This is a genomic window from Streptomyces sp. NPDC006711 (assembly GCF_042869775.1).
Classification (GTDB): Bacteria; Actinomycetota; Actinomycetes; order Streptomycetales; family Streptomycetaceae; genus Streptomyces.
This window is the reverse complement of sequence record NZ_JBIAGO010000013.1, coordinates 165,823-182,771: the sequence shown is the minus strand read 5'-3', so window position 1 is coordinate 182,771 and position 16,949 is coordinate 165,823. Positions and strand designations below refer to the sequence as shown.

The following is a 16,949-nucleotide window of genomic DNA, read 5'->3' as shown; positions in this document are numbered from 1 at the left end:
GCCACCCCGGAGGTACCGCGCCGACAGTTCGGCCGGGTACCGTGGAGCGGTCCGTGATGGGACGCGGAGCCGAGACCGGGCGCCGATCGGGGCACCGGTCCTGAGCACCGGCCGCAAGCACCGGTCGCAAGCACCGGTCGCGAGCGCCGGTCGCGAGCGCCGGTCGCGCGCACTGATCACGGGCACCGAGATCACGCGCACCGAGATCACGAGCACTGAGAACACGAGCACTGAGAACACGAGGAGCAGCGGGTGTTCACTGACATAGGGCCCATGGAAGTGGTCACACTCGTGGTCCTCGCCGTGCTCATCTTCGGCCCGGACAAGCTGCCCAAGCTGATCCAGGACCTCTCGAACATGATCCGCAAGGTGCGCTCGTTCTCCGAGAGCGCGAAGCAGGACATCAGGGCCGAGCTGGGCCCCGAGTTCAAGGACTTCGAGTTCGAGGACCTGAACCCGAAGACGTTCGTCCGCAAGCAGCTGATGGAGAACGACGACCTGGGTCTGAAGGAGATCCGCAGCAGCTTCGACCTGCGCAAGGACATGGAAGAGGTCGCGGATGCCGTGCACGGCCGGGAGAGCGCCCCGGCGGCCGCGGGCGCGAACGGCTCGGTGAACGGGTCGGGCGGCGGCCCGGACCTGGTCAAGAAGCGCGAGAAGCTGGACCCGGGTGAGCGCCCTCCGTTTGACGCCGACGCCACCTGATACACGCCAATCCCACATGGGCTTTTCCGGCGAGCCGCGATCAGGTGGCTATCCTCCATCTGTCCGGAGGCAAGGACGCCCGAGGGGGGCGGGCCGCTCCGGACGCCACTGATCTAGGAGGCGGCCGGGCAGATGGAGACGACAAGCCGGGTAGCGGGGCAGTCCGCTCAAGGGGCGCCCGATGGCACCCAGTCCCCACCGGAAGGCGTGCCGGCTTCCCGGCGTACGGTCGACGGCTATCTGCGCGCGCCCTTCCCCTGGTACGGCCTGGATGAGGCGTTCACCGGGCCGCGCTGGCTGATGCAGGTGACCGCGGCCGCCGACGGCACGGTGCAGCACGGTTCGACCGGGCACGGGGACGAGCCGTCGATACGGCCCGAGGTGTCGGGCGCCGCCGACCGGGAGCGGTTCGCGGTGGTCGTGAGCATTCCGGCGAACCCCGTGCGCCGCAGTGGTGACGGCACGGGCATCCTGGAGGCCACCTCCGTCTCGTCGGCCGCCTGGCTCGCCGGGTCGGGGCTGCTGTCCTTCACCTGGCCCGCGCAGATGGACCACGTGCTGCGCGGCGACTGGCTCGACCAGCAGACCGAGACGGCCTGGGAGCTCGCCGACGACCTCGAAGGACCTGACTGGACGACGCTCTCGCTGCCCGTGGACGGCGTGCCGACGCCGTTCCACTACCGCGAGTCCGAGTTCGGCTGGGTCCTGGCGGGTTCGGCGGGCAGCGGGGTGCACCTGGGCGCGTACGGGCGCGGTCTGAGCGCGTACGGGCTCGGGTTCTCGGTGATCGAGGACATCGCCTCGTACGCCTGACCGCCGGTGCGCGAGCACGCGCCACGCGTGCGTGAGCACGTGTAAGGGGCGCCCGCGATGGGCGGGCGCCCCTTACACGTGCCGTACGCGTCCTAGAACTTGTTGCGCGGGGTGATCCCGAGCGACATGCCCGACAGGCCGCGGGCGCGGCCGCCCAGCTTGCCGGCGATGGCACGCAGCGCGGCGCCCGCCGGGGAGTCCGGGTTGGACAGGACCACGGGGCGGCCGTCATCGCCGCCCTCGCGCAGCCGGACGTCGATCGGGATGGAGCCCAGCACCGGCACGGTGGCGCCGGTCGTCCTGGTCAGGCCGTCGGCGACCTTCTGCCCGCCACCGGTGCCGAACACGTCCACCATCTCGTCGCAGTGCGGGCACGGCAGGCCGGCCATGTTCTCGACGACACCGACGATCTTCTGGTGCGTCTGCACGGCGATGGAGCCGGCCCGCTCGGCGACCTCGGCGGCGGCCTGCTGGGGGGTGGTCACGACCAGGATCTCGGCGTTCGGCACCAGTTGGGCCACCGAGATGGCGATGTCGCCGGTGCCCGGCGGCAGGTCGAGGAGCAGGACGTCGAGGTCGCCCCAGTACACATCGGCGAGGAACTGCTGAAGGGCGCGGTGCAGCATCGGGCCGCGCCACACGACCGGCGCGTTGCCCGGGGTGAACATGCCGATGGAGATGACCTTCACGCCGTTCGCGGACGGCGGCATGATCATGTTCTCGACCTGGGTGGGCTTGCCGTCGGCGCCCAGCATGCGGGGCACGGAGTGGCCGTAGATGTCGGCGTCCACGACGCCCACCTTCAGGCCGTCCGCCGCCATCGCGGCCGCCAGGTTGACCGTCACCGAGGACTTGCCGACGCCGCCCTTGCCGGAGGCGACCGCGTAGACGCGGGTCAGTGAGCCGGGCTGGGCGAAGGGCACCTCGCGCTCGGCGGTGCCGCCGCGCAGCGCGGAGGCCAGCTCCTTGCGCTGCTCGTCGCTCATCACGTCGAGCGTCACATCGACGCGGCTGACGCCCTCGACCCGCTCGACGGCCTCCGTCACGTTCTTCGTGATGGTCTCGCGCATCGGGCAGCCGGACACGGTCAGATACACCGTGACAGCGACCGCCCCATCCGTACCGATCTCTACCGATTTGACCATGCCGAGCTCAGTGATCGGTCGGTGGATCTCGGGGTCGTTCACCGTCGCCAGTGCCTCAAGCACCGCGTCTTCCGTAGCCATACGGTCGATGGTACGGCGCCTACCGCACCGTACGGAAAGCCCTGTCAGCGGTCGCCTTCGTCACGTCCGTGGGCGTGCTCGTGCGGGAATACGTTCCTGCGCTCGTCCATCTCCTTGACCAGGTCCTGGAGTTCGGAGCGAATCCAGTCGCGGGTGGCCACCTCGCCCAGACCCATCCGCAGCGCCGCGATCTCCCGGGTCAGATACTCGGTGTCGGCGATGGACCGCTCGTTCTGCTTGCGGTCCTGCTCGTGGGTGACCCGGTCGCGGTCGTCCTGCCTGTTCTGCGCCAGCAGGATCAGCGGGGCCGCGTAGGAGGCCTGGAGGGACAGCGCGAGGGTGAGGAAGATGAACGGGTAGTTGTCGAAGCGCAGATGGCTCGGCGCGAAGATGTTCCAGGCGACCCACAGGATGATGATCAGGGTCATCCAGACGATGAAACGCCCGGTGCCGAGGAAGCGCGCGATGCGCTCGCTGAACCGCCCGAACGCCTCGGGGTCCCACTCCGGCAGCAGCCGCACCCGTCCCGAGCGCGGCTGGTCGAGCCGGTTGCGGCCGCGCGGCAGAGCGCTCGCGCCGCTCGCGCGGGTGCGCTCATCGGACCGGTCAGTGCCGCCCATCGGGCACCCCCTCCGGTCCGTGGAACTCCGTCTCGCGCCAGTCGTCCGGCAGCAGGTGGTCCAGTACGTCGTCGACGGTCACCGCGCCGAGCAGCGAGCCGCTGTCGTCGACCACGGGCGCGGCCACCATGTTGTACGCGGCGAGGAAGCTGGTCACCGAGGGCAGCGAGGCGTCCGGCGGCAGCGGCTTGAGGTCGCTGTCCACCACCGAGCTGACCAGCGTGAACGGCGGCTCGCGCAGCAGCCGCTGGAAGTGCACCATGCCCAGGTACTTGCCGGTCGGCGTCTCGTCCGGCGGCCGGCACACGTACACCTGCGCGGCCAGCGCGGGGGAGAGGTCCTGCTGGCGGACCCGGGCCAGGGCGTCGGCGACCGTGGCGTCGGGGCGCAGCACGATGGGCTCGGTCGTCATCAGACCGCCCGCCGTGCGCTCCTCGTAGGAGAGCAGCCGGCGCACATCGGCCGCGTCGTCGGGCTGCATCAGGGTCAGGAGGCGTTCCTTGTCCTCCTCGGGCAGCTCCGAGAGCAGGTCGGCGGCGTCGTCCGGGTCCATCGCCTCCAGGACGTCGGCCGCGCGCTCGTCCTTCAGCTTGCCCAGGATCTCCACCTGGTCGTCGTCGGGCAGCTCCTCCAGGACGTCGGCGAGCCGGTCGTCGTCGAGGGCGGCGGCCACCTCGGCGCGCCGCTTGGGCGAGAGGTGGTGCATGACGTTGGCCAGGTCGGCCGGGCGCAGCTGCTCGAAGGTGGCGACCAGGTTCTCTGCGCCCTGGCCGTGCTCCTCCAGGGAGAACCCCGTGACGGCGGACCACTCCACGGTCAGGGTCTCGCCCTTGCGGCGCAGCGCGCCCACCTTGCCACGGCGTACGAAGACCTTGTCGATCTCCCAGTCGCGACGGGCCGGCAGCTGCTGGATCGCGACGTCGAGGACGGTCACCTGCTCGTCGGTCCCGACCAGGGTGACCCGGCGGTCCAGGAGCTCACCGAGGACCAGGCGTTCGGTCGGACGCTGCTCGAAGCGGCGCAGATTGACCACGCCGGTGGTGATGACCTGGCCCGACTCCACCCCGGTGACCCGCGTCATCGGCAGGAAGATGAGCCGGCGGCTCACCACTTCGACGACGATGCCGAGCAGCCGGGGAGGCCTGCGGCCCACGCGCAGCATCGCCACCAGGTCGCGCACCCGGCCGACCTGATCGCCGTTCGGATCGAAGACGGCGACGCCGGAGAGGTGGGAGACGAAGACCCGGGGGGCGGCTGCCGCCATGCGTGCGCCTCCTTCTGTGCCGGGTGTCCCAGGTGCCACGACGCGCTGCGGGACAAGGGCTTCAGGCTAGCGGGTGAGTGCGCGGGTCGCCCTCGCGGGTCGCCCGTCCGGCGCCCGGGACGGCGGCGGTGACCGTGCGGGTAGGGTGCGGTCTGCCGATCCCCCACGTCCATGCGAGAGGCAGTACGCAAGGTGACCTCATCCTCCTGGTCCCCGCGGGTACGGGCCCGCCGGGCCGCCCTGTCCTTCGTGCTGTGCGCGGGGCTCGCCGCGGCGCTCACCGCGTGCGGTGGGGACCCGGACGAGGGCACCAATGGCGTCGGCAAGCTGTCCGCCCCCGAGATCGAGAACAAGGCGCGGGCGGCGGCCGACGGCGCGGACGCGGTGCGCCTGTCGGGGACCCTGGTCAGCCAGGGCGGCTCGTACAAGATCGACATGCAGCTGAAGGGGGGCGGCGGCACGGGCACGGTCACGTCGCAGAAGAGCACGTTCGGGCTGCTGCGGGTCGGCGAGGACCTGTTCTTGAAGGCCGGCGCGGGGTTCTGGTCGCGCAGCGAGTCCGGCGGCGCGAGCGCGGCGGCGGGCAAACTCGACGACAAGTACGTCAAGGTGCCCTCCGGCGACCCTGCCTATCAGCAGCTGCGCGGGTTCACCGAGAAGTCGGCGCTGATCAAGGGGGTGCTCGGGTTGCAGGGCACGCTGTCCAAGAAGGAGCGCTCGGAGGTCGGCGCGCTTCCCACGGTACGGATCGAGGCGGGCCGCGACGGCGAGGGCGGCACCCTCGACGTCTCCCTCAAGGGCACGCCCTACCCCCTGCGCTTCGAGCGGGCCGGCGGGGCGGGCGTCCTCGAACTGGCCGACTGGGACAAGGACTTCACGCTGGCCGCGCCGGCGAAGGGGGACACGGTGGACTACGGCAAGCAGCTGCCGACCGCCTAGCGGGGCGTTTCCGGCGCCTGCCGCGCGCCGCGGGCCCGCCGGGGGCTCAGCGCCGCTTCCGCTTCAGGAGCAGCCGGGGCAGCGCGGCCGGCACCGGGTGGCGGGTGGTGGCGGGGGAGGCCACCGGGGCCGCCGCGAGGGAGGTGTCCGGGGCCGGTTCCAGGGGGCCCGCCGGGGTCAGGGCGACCAGACGGCACTGCGCCGCCCAGCGCGCGGGCATCGCCTCGCCGTCGGGGGCGTTGAGCCGCTTGCCCTTCAGCTCGGCCACCGCCGTCTCCCACGCGGGGGAGCCTGCGGGGATCTCGCGGACCTGTGCCGTCCAGGCCACCACGCGGCCGCCCTTGTCCTTGGAGCGGACCGTCACCGTCGCCGCGGCGCCGTCCACCAGGCCGTCGAGCGGCTGCTCACCGGGGCCGCCGCCGATCACGTACGCCGCTCCGTCGATCCACGCGTGCCACAGGGCCCGCTCCGGCGCGCCTGCGCCGCGCACCCAGATGAGCCCGGACTTCTTGGTGGCCTCCTCGACCAGCGCCCCATCGAGGAGGGCCCGGCCGGACAGCGTCTGCGTCATGGCACCACAGTAGAGGCCCAGGTGGGGGCCCGAGGAATAGTCAGTTCCGTAAACCCATGATGCCCCTTACGCTTCCGCTGTGACCACTGCAACCACCCCGGCCCCCGCGCTCGCGGCCGTCCCGCGCACCGACGTCGTCCTGCTCGGGGTCGCCATCGCCAGCGTCTCGCTGTCCGCGCCGCTGATCGCCGCGACCGCCGCGCCCGCGCTGGCCATCGCCTTCTGGCGCAACGCGCTCGCGGTCGGCGCGCTGAGCCCGGTGGCGTGGTTCAAGTACCGTGCCCGGCTGCGCGCCCTGACCCGGCGCGAGGTGGGCCTGACGGTCGGCGCGGGCGCGCTGCTCGCGCTGCACTTCGGGCTGTGGCTGCCCAGCCTGAGCATGACGTCCGTCGCCTCCTCGACCGCGCTGTGCACCACCACCCCGATCTGGACGACGATCGCGCTGCGCCTGCGCGGCCACCGTCCCCCGGCCCTGGTGTGGACGGGCACCCTGGCCGCCTGCGTCGGCGTCGTCCTGCTCACCGGAGTCGACCTGAGCCTTTCGCCGCGCGCCCTCGCGGGGGACGCGCTCGCCCTCGGCGGCGGCGTCGCGGCCGCCGGGTACGTCCTGCTCGGCGCCGAGGTGCGCAAGAGCGTGGACACCGTGCCGTACACCTACCTCTGCTACGGCACGGCGGCCGCCGGGCTGCTCACGGCCGCGTTCCTGAGCGGCGCGGAGCTCACCTCGTACGACGGCACGACCTGGCTCAAGCTCGGCGTGCTCACGCTCGCCGCCCAGCTCCTCGGCCACTCGTTGCTCAACCGGGTCGTGGCGAGCCTCGGCCCGTCCGTCACCTCTACGGCGATCCTGCTCGAAACCCCGGGCGCCGCCCTCATCGCGGCGCTCTGGCTCGGCCAGCAGCCCCCGGCCCTCGCCTACCCTGCGCTCCTGGTGATCCTGGCCGGGCTCGCCCTGGTCGTCCGGGCCAGCCGCGCCTCCTGAGCCGTACGGCGGCCCTGGCCCCGGCCCGGGCGGGGGCCGGACGGGCCGTCAGAGCCAGCCGTTGCGCTTCAGGGTGCGGTGGATGACGAAGCAGGCCACGGCCACGAGCCCCATCGAGACCGGGTAGCCGTACCTCCAGTGCAGCTCCGGCATGTGGTCGAAGTTCATCCCGTACACGCCGCACACCATCGTCGGTACGGCGATGATGGCCGCCCAGGACGTGATCTTGCGCATGTCCTCGTTCTGGGCGACGGAGGCCTGCGCGAGGTTGGCCTGGAGGATGGAGTTCAGGAGCTCGTCGAAGCCGACGACCTGCTCCTGTACGCGGGCGAGGTGGTCGGCCACGTCCCGGAAGTACTTCTGGATGTCCGGGTCGACCAGGCGCATCGGGCGCTCGCTCAGGAGCTGCATCGGGCGCAGCAGCGGTGACACCGCGCGCTTGAACTCCAGTACCTCGCGCTTGAGTTGGTAGATCCGGCCGGGGTCGACGCCGCGCGGGCTGCCCTTGGCCGGCGCCGAGAAGACCTCGATCTCGACCTCGTCGATGTCGTCCTGGACGGCGTCCACGACCGCCAGATAGCCGTCGACCACCTGGTCGGCGATGGCGTGCAGCACGGCGGAGGGGCCCTTGGCCAGCAGCTCCGGGTCGCCCTGGAGGCGGGTGCGCAGGGCGCGCAGCGAACCCTGGCCGCCGTGCCGGACGGTGATGACGAAGTCCCGTCCCGTGAAGCACATCACCTCGCCGGTCTCCACGACCTCGCTGGTCGCGGTGAGCTCGGCGTGCTCCACGTAGTGGATCGTCTTGAAGACGGTGAAGAGGGTGTCGTCGTAGCGCTCCAGTTTCGGGCGCTGGTGGGCGTGGACCGCGTCCTCGACGGCCAGCGGGTGCAGCCCGAACTCCGCCGCGATACCGGCGAATTCGGCCTCCGTCGGCTCGTGCAGACCGATCCAGGCGAAGCCCCCGTCCTCACGCACGCGGCGCATGGCCTCACGGGGCGTCAGGCACACCATCTCCTCGGCGGAGGCGGAGGCGGAGGCGGAGGCGGTGGCGGGGGAGGCGGCGGACGCGCCGGACGGTGCGGGGACGCACTGCGGGGACCGCACGCGCCGCCCGTCGCGGTAGACCGCGCAGTCCACGACGGCGCTGCTCGCCGACGGGTCGCGGGTGGTGTCGTAGCCGCCGCTGTAGGGCGCGCTGGTCTTGCGCAGCGCGGGGCGGACCACGGCGCGCAGGTCACGGATCATCGACATGGCAGGACTCCTTCACGGAGGGCCGTCGCAGGGCGTGACGCTCTGGAACTGCCCGGAATGAGGACGTGCTGCGGCGAAGGGAGACCACGGGGCCGAAGTGCCCCGGAAAAGGCGTCCATCGCACACGTTCGCATAGCGGGCGGCACCACAGGGGCACGCGCGGACGGCGTTCGCTACTGAAACGGACAAGGCGAGGCGATGTGCTCTTCCGTTGGGCGAAACGCCATGAGACTCAGGGTGTTTCCGGGGTGTTTCCGGGCGCTGGGGCCGGGGAAAGAAGATCTCGGATCCCACCGAGAACTCAGATCATCGGGAACAACGCGGCCGCGCGGAAGAGCGGTTGGTACTGCCAGGCCGACTTCGATCCATCGCAGCCCCACCTCCTCCAGCCGGTCCCCCGTGGGGAACTTCCTGCTGTCCCGAACAGCGGCCAAGACTATCAGCCCACCGTCACGTCAAGCCCCGTCTTTGCCGCTTGCATACGCCTTCTATGCTCGGCCCATGGTTGATGTTCTTGCTCTGGTGGAAGCCCGGCTGCGCTCCGCGCTCGGTGAGCCGGACGCGCGCGCCGCGGTCACCTTTCTCGGCACGGACCGGATCGAGGTGCTGCGGTTCACCGAGGGCGACATCGTCCGGTACGCGACCCTGGGCATGTCCGCGCAGCCGATGGCCGACCCGACGTCGGCGCTCGCCGACCCGGTGAAGGGGCCCCGGGCCGAGCTGATCCTGTCCGTACGGTCCGGGCTCGCCGACACCGACAAGGTGCTCCGCGCGCTGGCCGTGCTCGCGGCGTCCCCGCAGGTGGAGGGCCTGGTGGTGGCTCCGGGTGCCTCGCTCGACACCGGGGAGGCGCTGTGGCCGGGCGCGCCCTTCACCTCGGTGCTGGTCGCCGAGTCGGGGGGGCTGGTGGAGGATCTGGAGCTCGACGCGCCGATGGATCCGGTCCGGTTCCTGCCGTTGCTGCCGATGACCACGAATGAGGCGGCGTGGAAGCGGGTGCGGGGGGCGAAGGCGCTGGAGGAGCGCTGGCTGGCCCAGGGCACGGACCTGCGCGACCCGCTGCGCAAGTCCACCCGCCTGGACTGAGCACGCGACCGTCCTCCAATGCCGGACGGGCTGGGTATGTCCATGCGGGCCAGCACCGACCCCGCCGGGGGCGCGGGGAACTGCGCGAGAAGCGACCACGGCCCGCAGCCAAGCTCCCTGGGGCTCCGCCCCAGACCCCGTTCGGCCTGAACGGCCTCGTCCTCAATGGCCGGACGGGCTGAGGTATGCCGGGTGGGCCAGCACCAGCCCCGCCGGGGGCGCGGGGAACTGCGCGACCAGCCACGCACGGTCCGCAGCCAGGCTCCCTGGGGCTCCGCCCCAGATCCCGTTCGGCCTGAACGGCCTCGTCCTCAAACGCCGGACGGGCTGGGGATGCCATGCAGGCCCGCACCAGTCAGCGGCACGGGCTGAGGTATGCCAGGTGGGCCAGCACCAGCCCCGCCAGGGGCGCGGGGAACTGCGCGCTCAGCCACGCACGGTCCGCAGCCAGGGTCCCTGGGGCTCTGCCCCAGACCCCGTTCGCGCCTGAAGGGCGCTCGTCCTCAAACGCCGGACGGGCTGAGGATGCCCATGCAGGCCCGCACCAGTCAGCGGCACGGGCTGAGGTATGCCGGGTGGGCCAGCACCGACCCCGCCAGGGGCGCGGGGAACTGCGCCACCGGCCACCCACGCGGTCCGCGGCCGGGGTGCGAAGGGGCCGGCGTGGTCACACCCCGGATGGGCTGGCCGAGCGCACGCGGCCCGGCGCTCCATGGACGACCTCCCGCACCAGCACCCCCCGCCTCACCCAAACGATCACCGCTCCGGCCACCGCCGCAACCGCCGCCACCACGAACGGCACGTGCAGATCACTCCACTCCTCGATCTTCGGCGCCAGATAGGGCGCGGCCGCCGCGGCGAACCAGCGGACGAAGTTGTAGCCCGCGCTCGCCACCGGCCGGGGCGCGTCCGAGACGCCGAGCGCCAACTCGGTGTACACGGTGTTGTTGAGCCCGATGAACGCGCCGGAGGCGATCGTCGCCGCCACCGCCGTGGCGTGGTTGCCGTACCCCAGCACGACCAGGTCCGCCGCGAGCAGCACCAGCGATCCGCCGAGCACCTTCAGGGAGCCGAACCGCTCCTGGAGCCGGGGCGCGACGAGCACCGAGAACACCGCGAGCAGCACACCCCACGCGAAGAACACCCCGCCCGACTTGTACGGCGACATGTTCAGGACGAACGGGGTGAAGGCGAGCACCGTGAAGAACGCGTAGTTGTAGAAGAAGGCGGACGCCGCCGCCGAGGCCAGTCCGCCGTGGCCCAGCGCCTTGACCGGGTCGAGCAGCGACGTCTTGCGCGCGGGCCTGGGCTGGTCCTTCAGGAACACCGTGATCGCGAGGAAGCCGATCGCCATGAGGGCGGCCGTGCCGAAGAAGGGGTAGCGCCACTTCATGTCGCCGAGGACCGCCCCGACCAGCGGCCCGCACGCCATGCCGAGCCCGAGCGCGGACTCGTAGAGCAGGATCGCCGCCGCGCTGCCCCCGGCCGCCGCGCCCACGATGACGGCGAGCGCGGTGGACACGAAGAGCGCGTTGCCGAGTCCCCAGCCGGCCCGGAAGCCGACGAGTTCGCCGACCGAGTTCGACGTACCGGCGAGCGCGGCGAAGACGACGACCAGGGCGAGACCCACGAGTAGCGTCTTCTTGCCGCCGATCCGGCTGGACACGAACCCCGTGACCAGCATCGCCACGGCGGTGATCAGGAAGTACGAGGTGAAGAGCAGGGAGACCTGGCTGGGCGTGGCGTCCAGGCCCTTGGCGATGGAGGGCAGGATCGGGTCGACCAGGCCGATGCCCATGAAGGCGACGACAGACGCGCCCGCCGTCGCCCAGACCGCCTTGGGCTGACGCAGCAGGCCGCCGGTTCCCGCGCCCTGGTCGAGAGGGTCCGTCCCTTGCCGCATGGCTGCTCCCGCTTCCGGTTGGAGGGTGGCCGCATCGAGGACGGCCACAAGGTCGTTGCGTAGTGCACACGATAACTTAGCCAACCTAATGACTGCAATATGAAACTACTTTTTCCGGTCCGGTCCGGTCGCTCCCGTCGGTCCGGTCCTTCGCGACAGGCCCCGGCCCACCGGACGGGTGATCGTCCTTGACGGGGCGACGGCCGGGGAGGAGCGTGGAACCTTATGAGGGGCGAACCCAGTTGCCCGAAGTGCGGAGGCCGGGTCAGGGCGCCCGGTCTCTTCGCCGATACCTGGCAGTGCGATGCCCACGGCCCGGTCCACCCGCTGCAACCGGTGCTTCCGCCCAGCGTCGAAGGCCTGGAAGTCGTCGTGCGCCGGTCCCAGGTGCCGGTGTGGATGCCCTGGCCGCTCCCGGTCGGCTGGCTGTTCACCGGCGTCGGTTACGCGGGGGACGACCGCAGCGGCGGCCGCGCGACCGCCGTCGCCTGCTCGGGCCCGGGGCCCCTGGGCGGCCTGGGGGAGCTGATCCTGGTCGCGGAGGAGCTGGGCGTGGGGCTCGGCGCGCGGTTCGCCGGCATCGACGGCCCCGACCCCGGCCCCTATATGAGCGTCGACAAGCCCCCGCATGCCAAGGTGCTCGCCGCCGGCCGCCCCACCCCGCTCTGGCACGTCAGCCGCACCCCGGACGACCGCGCGGTCTTCGCCGGCGAGGCGCGCGGCCTGTGGCTGTGGGCGATCGCGTGGCCCGAGCAGTCCGGGCTGCTCATGTACGACGAACTCGTCCTGACCGATCTGCGCGACGCGGGCGCGGAGGTCGAACTGCTGCCGTGCGGCGCCCTCACCCCGCGCATCCTGTCCTGACGCCGGCCTCCGCACCGACCTCCGCACCGACCCCCGCACCGGCCCGCGCGCGGGCGGACGAGGGGGCGCGTTCGAGCGGACGGCGGGGCGCGGGCGGGCGGTTATCCTTGACTGTCCCCTGATCCGCCCCTTATGCCCTGGAGTACGCGTCGTGCGCATCGATCTGCACACCCACTCCACGGCGTCCGACGGTACGGACACCCCGGCCGAGCTCGTCCGCAACGCGGCCGCCGCCGGGCTCGACGTGATCGCCCTGACCGACCACGACACCACCCGGGGCCACGCGCAGGCCATCGCCGCGCTGTCCGGCCTCGACCTCACGCTCGTCACCGGCGCCGAACTGTCCTGCCGCGTCGACGGCGTAGGCCTGCACATGCTGGCCTACCTCTTCGACCCCGAGGAGCCCGAGCTCTCCCGCGAGCGCGAGCTCGTGCGCGACGACCGGATCCCGCGCGCCCAGGGCATGGTCGCCAAACTGCGCGACCTCGGCGTTCCGATCACCTGGGAGCAGGTCGCGCGCATCGCGGGCGACGGCTCGGTGGGCCGCCCCCACGTCGCCGAAACCCTCGTCGAACTCGGCGTCGTCAGCTCCGTCTCCGACGCCTTCGTGCCCGACTGGCTCGCCGACGGCGGCCGCGCCTACGTGGGCAAGCACGAACTCGACCCGTTCGACGCGATCCGGCTGGTCAAGGCCGCAGGCGGCGTCACCGTCTTCGCGCACCCGCTCGCCGTCAAGCGCGGCCGGGTCGTACCCGAATCGGTGATAGCCGAGCTCGCGGCAGCCGGACTCGACGGCGTCGAAGTCGACCACACCGACCACGACGCGCCCACCCGCGCCCGGCTGCGCGCCCTCGCGGACGACCTCGGGCTCCTCGTCACCGGCTCCAGCGACTACCACGGCAGCCGCAAGAGCGTACGGCTCGGCGCGTGCGTCACCGACCCCGAGATCTACGGCGAGATCACCCGCCGCGCCACGGGGGCCTTCCCCGTGCCGGGTGCGGGCGGAGACCTGCGCCCGTAGGGAGAGCCCGCCTCTCCCCGCACCCCCGGGGCGCCACCCCCGTACTCACTTCCCGGTACCCCCGGCCGACTCGTGTGCGGCTCCGGGGGCCGGTCCGGTCGGCCCGCGCGCCGGCCCCCTCATGTACATCCCTCACTTGCAAGGCTCACCGTGTTCGACGCTGCCGTCTTCGGCTCCCTCTTCCTCACCCTGTTCGTCATCATGGATCCCCCGGGGATCACGCCGATCTTCCTCGCGCTGACCGCGGGCCGAGCCGGCAAGGTCCAGCGCAGGATGGCCTGGCAGGCCGCCGCCGTCGCGCTCGGAGTGATCACGCTCTTCGGTCTCGTCGGCCACCAGATCCTGACGTATCTGCACATCGACATCCCCGCGCTGATGATCGCGGGCGGCCTGCTGCTGCTCCTGATCGCTCTCGACCTGCTCACCGGCAAGACCGACGAGCCCCAGCAGACCAAGGACGTCAACGTCGCGCTCGTACCGCTGGGCATGCCGCTGCTCGCCGGGCCCGGCGCGATCGTCCAGGTGATCCTGGCCGTCCAGAACCACGACTCGGTGTCCGGCCAGGTCTCGGTCTGGGCCGCGATCATCGCCATCCACCTCGTCCTGTACGTGACGATGCGGTACTCGCTGCTGATCATCCGCGTCATCAAGGACGGCGGCGTCGTCCTCGTGACCCGGCTCGCCGGCATGATGCTCTCCGCGCTCGCGGTGCAGCAGATCATCAATGGCGTCACGCAGGTCATCCACGCCTACTGAGCCCGCGCGCCTGGCTCACCGCCGTCGCGGACGGCCCCGGACACGCGAAGCGCCCCCGTACATCCGTGTACGGGGGCGCTCTCCTCTTCCGGCGCCCGCAGCCGTTCTTCTGGCTCGCGGGGGCGCCGGCTCCTACGCGTTACGAGGCCGAGGCTTCGGCCGGGCGGATATAGATGCGCTGGCCCATGGCGGCGGCCTGCTGCACGATCCGGTTGACGGAGGCGGCGTCCACGACGGTGCTGTCGACGGCGATTCCGTCGACATCGTCCAGGCGCATGATTTCGAAGCGCAAGGCTTCTCCCTTCGTCTGATCCTCCTGCTAGGAGAACTACTGGTGCGGGAACTGCTGTTCAGGATGCCCGCGAGCGGCGTCGGGGCGGTTGCCCGCCCGTTAAGAGTGGATTGCGTGGCTGCTGTGCGACGCGTTCCATAGGTGACAACGAGTTGCCTCCAGCAAACATTCCCTACGCTAAAGAAATTTTTCGCATCGCTAAGGAACGGGGTCGAGGCGGGACGGCACGTGCCCGGTTGTGCCCGGTGCGTCACGGCGCCGACAATGGACAACGTATGGACGACTCCCAGGTACCCCAGGTGCCCCTCGGTATTGCCGCCGACCTCGACCGCAAGCTCGACCGCGCCAACGAGCTGTTGCAGCGCATGCTCGCCGAGGTCGCCAAAACACCCTCCACGCACGCGATCTTCGTCGACGCCGGGTACGTCTACGCGGCCGCCGGGCTCCTCGTCACCGGCACCGAGGACCGGCGCTCCTTCGATCTGGACGCGGAGGGGCTGATCGAGGCGTTCATCGACAAGGCGCGCACGATCTTCGCCGACAGCCGGCTGCTGCGGGTGTACTGGTACGACGGCGCGCGCCGGCGCATCCACACGCCCGAGCAGCAGTCGATCGCCGAGCTTCCCGACGTCAAGGTCAGGCTCGGCAACCTCAACGCCAACAACCAGCAGAAGGGCGTCGACTCCCTGATCCGCTCCGACCTGGAGTCCCTGGCCAGGCACCGCGCCATCAGCGACGCGGCGCTGATCGGCGGGGACGAGGATCTGGTCTCGGCCGTCGAGGCGGCGCAGGGGTACGGGGCGCGCGTCCATCTGTGGGGCATCGAGGCCGCGGACGGGCGCAACCAGGCGGAGCCGCTGTTGTGGGAGGTCGACAGTCAGCGGACCTTCGACCTCGACTTCTGCAAGCCGTACGTCACGCGGCGGCCGGTCACGCTGTACGAGCAGGAGGGGCCCGCGCCGGGCCGCGAGGACGTGCGGTTCGTCGGGGCGCGGATCGCGGCGACGTGGCTCTCCGAGCGGGGGCGGGCGGCGCTGGCCGACCTGCTGCCCGGGCATCCCTATCTGCCCGGGTCGGTCGACCAGGACCTGCTCATCGAGGCGGAGCGGTTGCTTCAGTACTCGTTGCGTGGGCACGCGGATTTGCGGCGGGCGCTGCGGGACGGGTTCTGGCAGCACCTCCAGTCCCAGTACTGACCCCCGCCGGTTGCCTGGCGGGCGCGCCCCCCGTTTCGCGCAGTTCCCCGCGCCCCTGGGGGTGGCGGCCGCCGGTTGCCTGCGGGCGGGTGACGGCTTCCCGCGCAGTTCCCCGCGCCCCTTGGAGGGTGATGGTTGCCGGTTGCCTGAGGGTGGGTGGTGGCTGGTCGCGCAGTTCCCCGCGCCCCTTGGGGGAGGGTGATGGTTGCCGGTTGCCTGAGGGTGGGTGGTGGCTTGTCGCGCCGTTCCTCGCGCCCCTGGCGGGGCTGGTGCTGCTCGGTGCTGGGTCGGGGAGCCCCTTGGGGGCGCGGGGAACTGCGCGATCGGCCACGCACGGTCCGCGCGTGAACGTATCGGGCGGAGTCGGGCAACGCATCGCGCGGGCGGCTGGTGGTTGGTTGGGGGCGCGGGGAACTGCGCGACAAGCCACGCACGGTCCGCGCGTGGGCCTGTTAGGGGCGCGGGGAACTGCGCGGGGCCCGGGTTTGGTGGGGGGGCGGGGTCAGGCGGGTTGCGTGGTGGACCAGAAGTGGGTCAGGGCTGAGGTGAGTTGACCGGGGTGGGACACGTTGGGGGAGTGGCCGGCGCCCCGGATGACCGTATGCCGCGCCCCCACACTCCGCGCCAGATGCGCCAACTCCCCCACCGACCACACCATTTCCCCATCCCCGTACGCCACGTGCAACGGCAACGGCAACCCCGCAAGCCCAACCGTACGGTCCGGCTCCATCCTCAACTGCCGCCCAGCGGCGATGAGTTGAGCGGGCTGCGTACGGAACCAGCGCCGTTCGAGGAACGCCACGATCTCCGGCGGGTCGGCGACGTACGCCGGATCGCGGCCGTCGAGCCACTGCGTCACCGCCCACACCCACGAGGGCGGCAGCACGGGCAGCGCCGCCCGCAGCATCCTGATCTTGGTGCGCTGATCGGGACCGACCCGTCCCGGCCCGGAGGACAGCAGGGTCAGCGAACGGACCGCGGAGGGATCGAGCCGCGCCGCCGACCGGGCCACGAAACCCCCGAAGGAGTGCCCGACCAGGTGCACGGGTCCGTCGCCGAGCGCCGCGACCTGCGCCAGCACATCACCGGCGAGAGCACGCGGGGTGTACGCGGACGTCCGGCGGGGCCCCGGGCTCTCGAACTGGCCGCGCCCGTCGACCGCCACCGCCCGGTACCCCGCGTCCGCGATCGGACCGAGGAGTTCGAGGAAGTCCTCCTTGCTCCCGGTGTACCCGGGCACGAGCAGCACGGTGGCGAGCGCCCGCCCCTCGGGCCGGGAATCGAGTACGGCGAACTCCTGGCGCGGGGTGGAGAGCCGGTACGCACGCGTACGCGCCGGGAGGTCGAGGGAGCGCGGCTTACTCATGAGTAGAGCGTATCCGCCCAGCCCAGAGACCCAGGGGCCCAGACGTCCGTCAGCGCGGCCACCGGCCCCGCGCCCCCCCCGCCGGGGCAGGCGC

General features: G+C 71.8%; 17 protein-coding genes. 9 read left to right on the top strand and 8 right to left on the bottom strand.

The window, feature by feature from the left end:
• Positions 1 to 252: 252 nt before the first annotated feature.
• Positions 253 to 705 (top strand): sec-independent translocase, encoded by a 453-nt coding sequence (locus ACFYM2_RS24545; protein WP_388839057.1) that lies wholly within the window; start codon positions 253 to 255, stop codon positions 703 to 705.
• Between the two features lie 132 nt (positions 706 to 837).
• Positions 838 to 1,518 carry a hypothetical protein gene (locus ACFYM2_RS24540; RefSeq protein WP_358998672.1) on the top strand — a complete coding sequence of 227 codons (681 nt, stop codon included), beginning with the start codon at positions 838 to 840 and terminating at the stop codon, positions 1,516 to 1,518.
• A 92-nt stretch (positions 1,519 to 1,610) separates the two neighbouring features.
• Here the strand turns inward: ACFYM2_RS24540 and ACFYM2_RS24535 are convergent, their stop codons facing one another.
• From ACFYM2_RS24535 to ACFYM2_RS24525, 3 genes are read right to left on the bottom strand one after another with little or no spacing between them, the layout of a single operon-like run.
• Positions 1,611 to 2,744 carry an Mrp/NBP35 family ATP-binding protein gene (locus ACFYM2_RS24535; RefSeq protein WP_388839052.1) on the bottom strand — a complete coding sequence of 378 codons (1,134 nt, stop codon included), beginning with the start codon at positions 2,742 to 2,744 and terminating at the stop codon, positions 1,611 to 1,613.
• A gap of 44 nt (positions 2,745 to 2,788) precedes the next feature.
• On the bottom strand, positions 2,789 to 3,364 hold the full coding sequence (locus tag ACFYM2_RS24530; protein ID WP_358998666.1) for a DUF1003 domain-containing protein: 576 nt from the start codon (positions 3,362 to 3,364) through the stop codon (positions 2,789 to 2,791).
• Positions 3,351 to 4,628: a magnesium transporter MgtE N-terminal domain-containing protein gene (locus tag ACFYM2_RS24525; RefSeq protein WP_358998663.1), complete on the bottom strand. Its 1,278-nt coding sequence runs from the start codon at positions 4,626 to 4,628 to the stop codon at positions 3,351 to 3,353. Before ACFYM2_RS24525 ends, ACFYM2_RS24530 begins: the two co-directional genes overlap by 14 nt.
• A gap of 171 nt (positions 4,629 to 4,799) precedes the next feature.
• Between ACFYM2_RS24525 and ACFYM2_RS24520 the strand changes: the two genes are divergently transcribed.
• A complete protein-coding gene (locus ACFYM2_RS24520; RefSeq protein ID WP_358998660.1) occupies positions 4,800 to 5,567 on the top strand; it encodes a hypothetical protein in 768 nt (255 codons plus the stop codon).
• Positions 5,568 to 5,613: 46 nt separating this feature from the next.
• Here ACFYM2_RS24520 and ACFYM2_RS24515 read toward each other — a convergent pair whose 3' ends face one another.
• Positions 5,614 to 6,138 (bottom strand): hypothetical protein, encoded by a 525-nt coding sequence (locus ACFYM2_RS24515; protein ID WP_358998657.1) that lies wholly within the window; start codon positions 6,136 to 6,138, stop codon positions 5,614 to 5,616.
• 79 nt (positions 6,139 to 6,217) lie between these two features.
• On the opposite strand from ACFYM2_RS24515, the gene ACFYM2_RS24510 reads away from it, so the two are divergent.
• Positions 6,218 to 7,120 carry a DMT family transporter gene (locus ACFYM2_RS24510; RefSeq protein ID WP_388456509.1) on the top strand — a complete coding sequence of 301 codons (903 nt, stop codon included), beginning with the start codon at positions 6,218 to 6,220 and terminating at the stop codon, positions 7,118 to 7,120.
• Positions 7,121 to 7,168: 48 nt separating this feature from the next.
• On the opposite strand, the gene ACFYM2_RS24505 is transcribed toward ACFYM2_RS24510, so the two are convergent.
• Positions 7,169 to 8,371, bottom strand: coding sequence for a magnesium and cobalt transport protein CorA (locus ACFYM2_RS24505; protein ID WP_388456507.1), 1,203 nt, complete (start codon positions 8,369 to 8,371; stop codon positions 7,169 to 7,171).
• A gap of 501 nt (positions 8,372 to 8,872) precedes the next feature.
• Between ACFYM2_RS24505 and ACFYM2_RS24500 the strand changes: the two genes are divergently transcribed.
• Positions 8,873 to 9,457, top strand: coding sequence for a suppressor of fused domain protein (locus ACFYM2_RS24500; RefSeq protein WP_358998650.1), 585 nt, complete (start codon positions 8,873 to 8,875; stop codon positions 9,455 to 9,457).
• Between the two features lie 667 nt (positions 9,458 to 10,124).
• On the opposite strand, the gene ACFYM2_RS24495 is transcribed toward ACFYM2_RS24500, so the two are convergent.
• Entirely contained in the window at positions 10,125 to 11,360 is a 1,236-nt protein-coding gene (locus ACFYM2_RS24495; RefSeq protein WP_388839047.1) for an MFS transporter, read from the bottom strand.
• Between the two features lie 225 nt (positions 11,361 to 11,585).
• Between ACFYM2_RS24495 and ACFYM2_RS24490 the strand changes: the two genes are divergently transcribed.
• The 3 genes from ACFYM2_RS24490 to ACFYM2_RS24480 all read left to right on the top strand — a co-directional run bounded on the left by ACFYM2_RS24490 (position 11,586) and on the right by ACFYM2_RS24480 (position 14,001).
• A complete protein-coding gene (locus tag ACFYM2_RS24490) occupies positions 11,586 to 12,224 on the top strand; it encodes a DUF6758 family protein (RefSeq protein ID WP_350232512.1) in 639 nt (212 codons plus the stop codon).
• A 151-nt stretch (positions 12,225 to 12,375) separates the two neighbouring features.
• Positions 12,376 to 13,245 carry a PHP domain-containing protein gene (locus tag ACFYM2_RS24485; RefSeq protein ID WP_388839044.1) on the top strand — a complete coding sequence of 290 codons (870 nt, stop codon included), beginning with the start codon at positions 12,376 to 12,378 and terminating at the stop codon, positions 13,243 to 13,245.
• 150 nt (positions 13,246 to 13,395) lie between these two features.
• Entirely contained in the window at positions 13,396 to 14,001 is a 606-nt protein-coding gene (locus ACFYM2_RS24480; protein WP_350232514.1) for a MarC family protein, read from the top strand.
• A gap of 139 nt (positions 14,002 to 14,140) precedes the next feature.
• Here ACFYM2_RS24480 and ACFYM2_RS24475 read toward each other — a convergent pair whose 3' ends face one another.
• Entirely contained in the window at positions 14,141 to 14,293 is a 153-nt protein-coding gene (locus ACFYM2_RS24475; protein WP_350232515.1) for a hypothetical protein, read from the bottom strand.
• A 275-nt stretch (positions 14,294 to 14,568) separates the two neighbouring features.
• On the opposite strand from ACFYM2_RS24475, the gene ACFYM2_RS24470 reads away from it, so the two are divergent.
• Positions 14,569 to 15,489: an NYN domain-containing protein gene (locus ACFYM2_RS24470; protein WP_388456500.1), complete on the top strand. Its 921-nt coding sequence runs from the start codon at positions 14,569 to 14,571 to the stop codon at positions 15,487 to 15,489.
• Between the two features lie 502 nt (positions 15,490 to 15,991).
• Here ACFYM2_RS24470 and ACFYM2_RS24465 read toward each other — a convergent pair.
• A complete protein-coding gene (locus tag ACFYM2_RS24465) occupies positions 15,992 to 16,855 on the bottom strand; it encodes an alpha/beta fold hydrolase (RefSeq protein ID WP_388839041.1) in 864 nt (287 codons plus the stop codon).
• Positions 16,856 to 16,949: the final 94 nt, after the last annotated feature.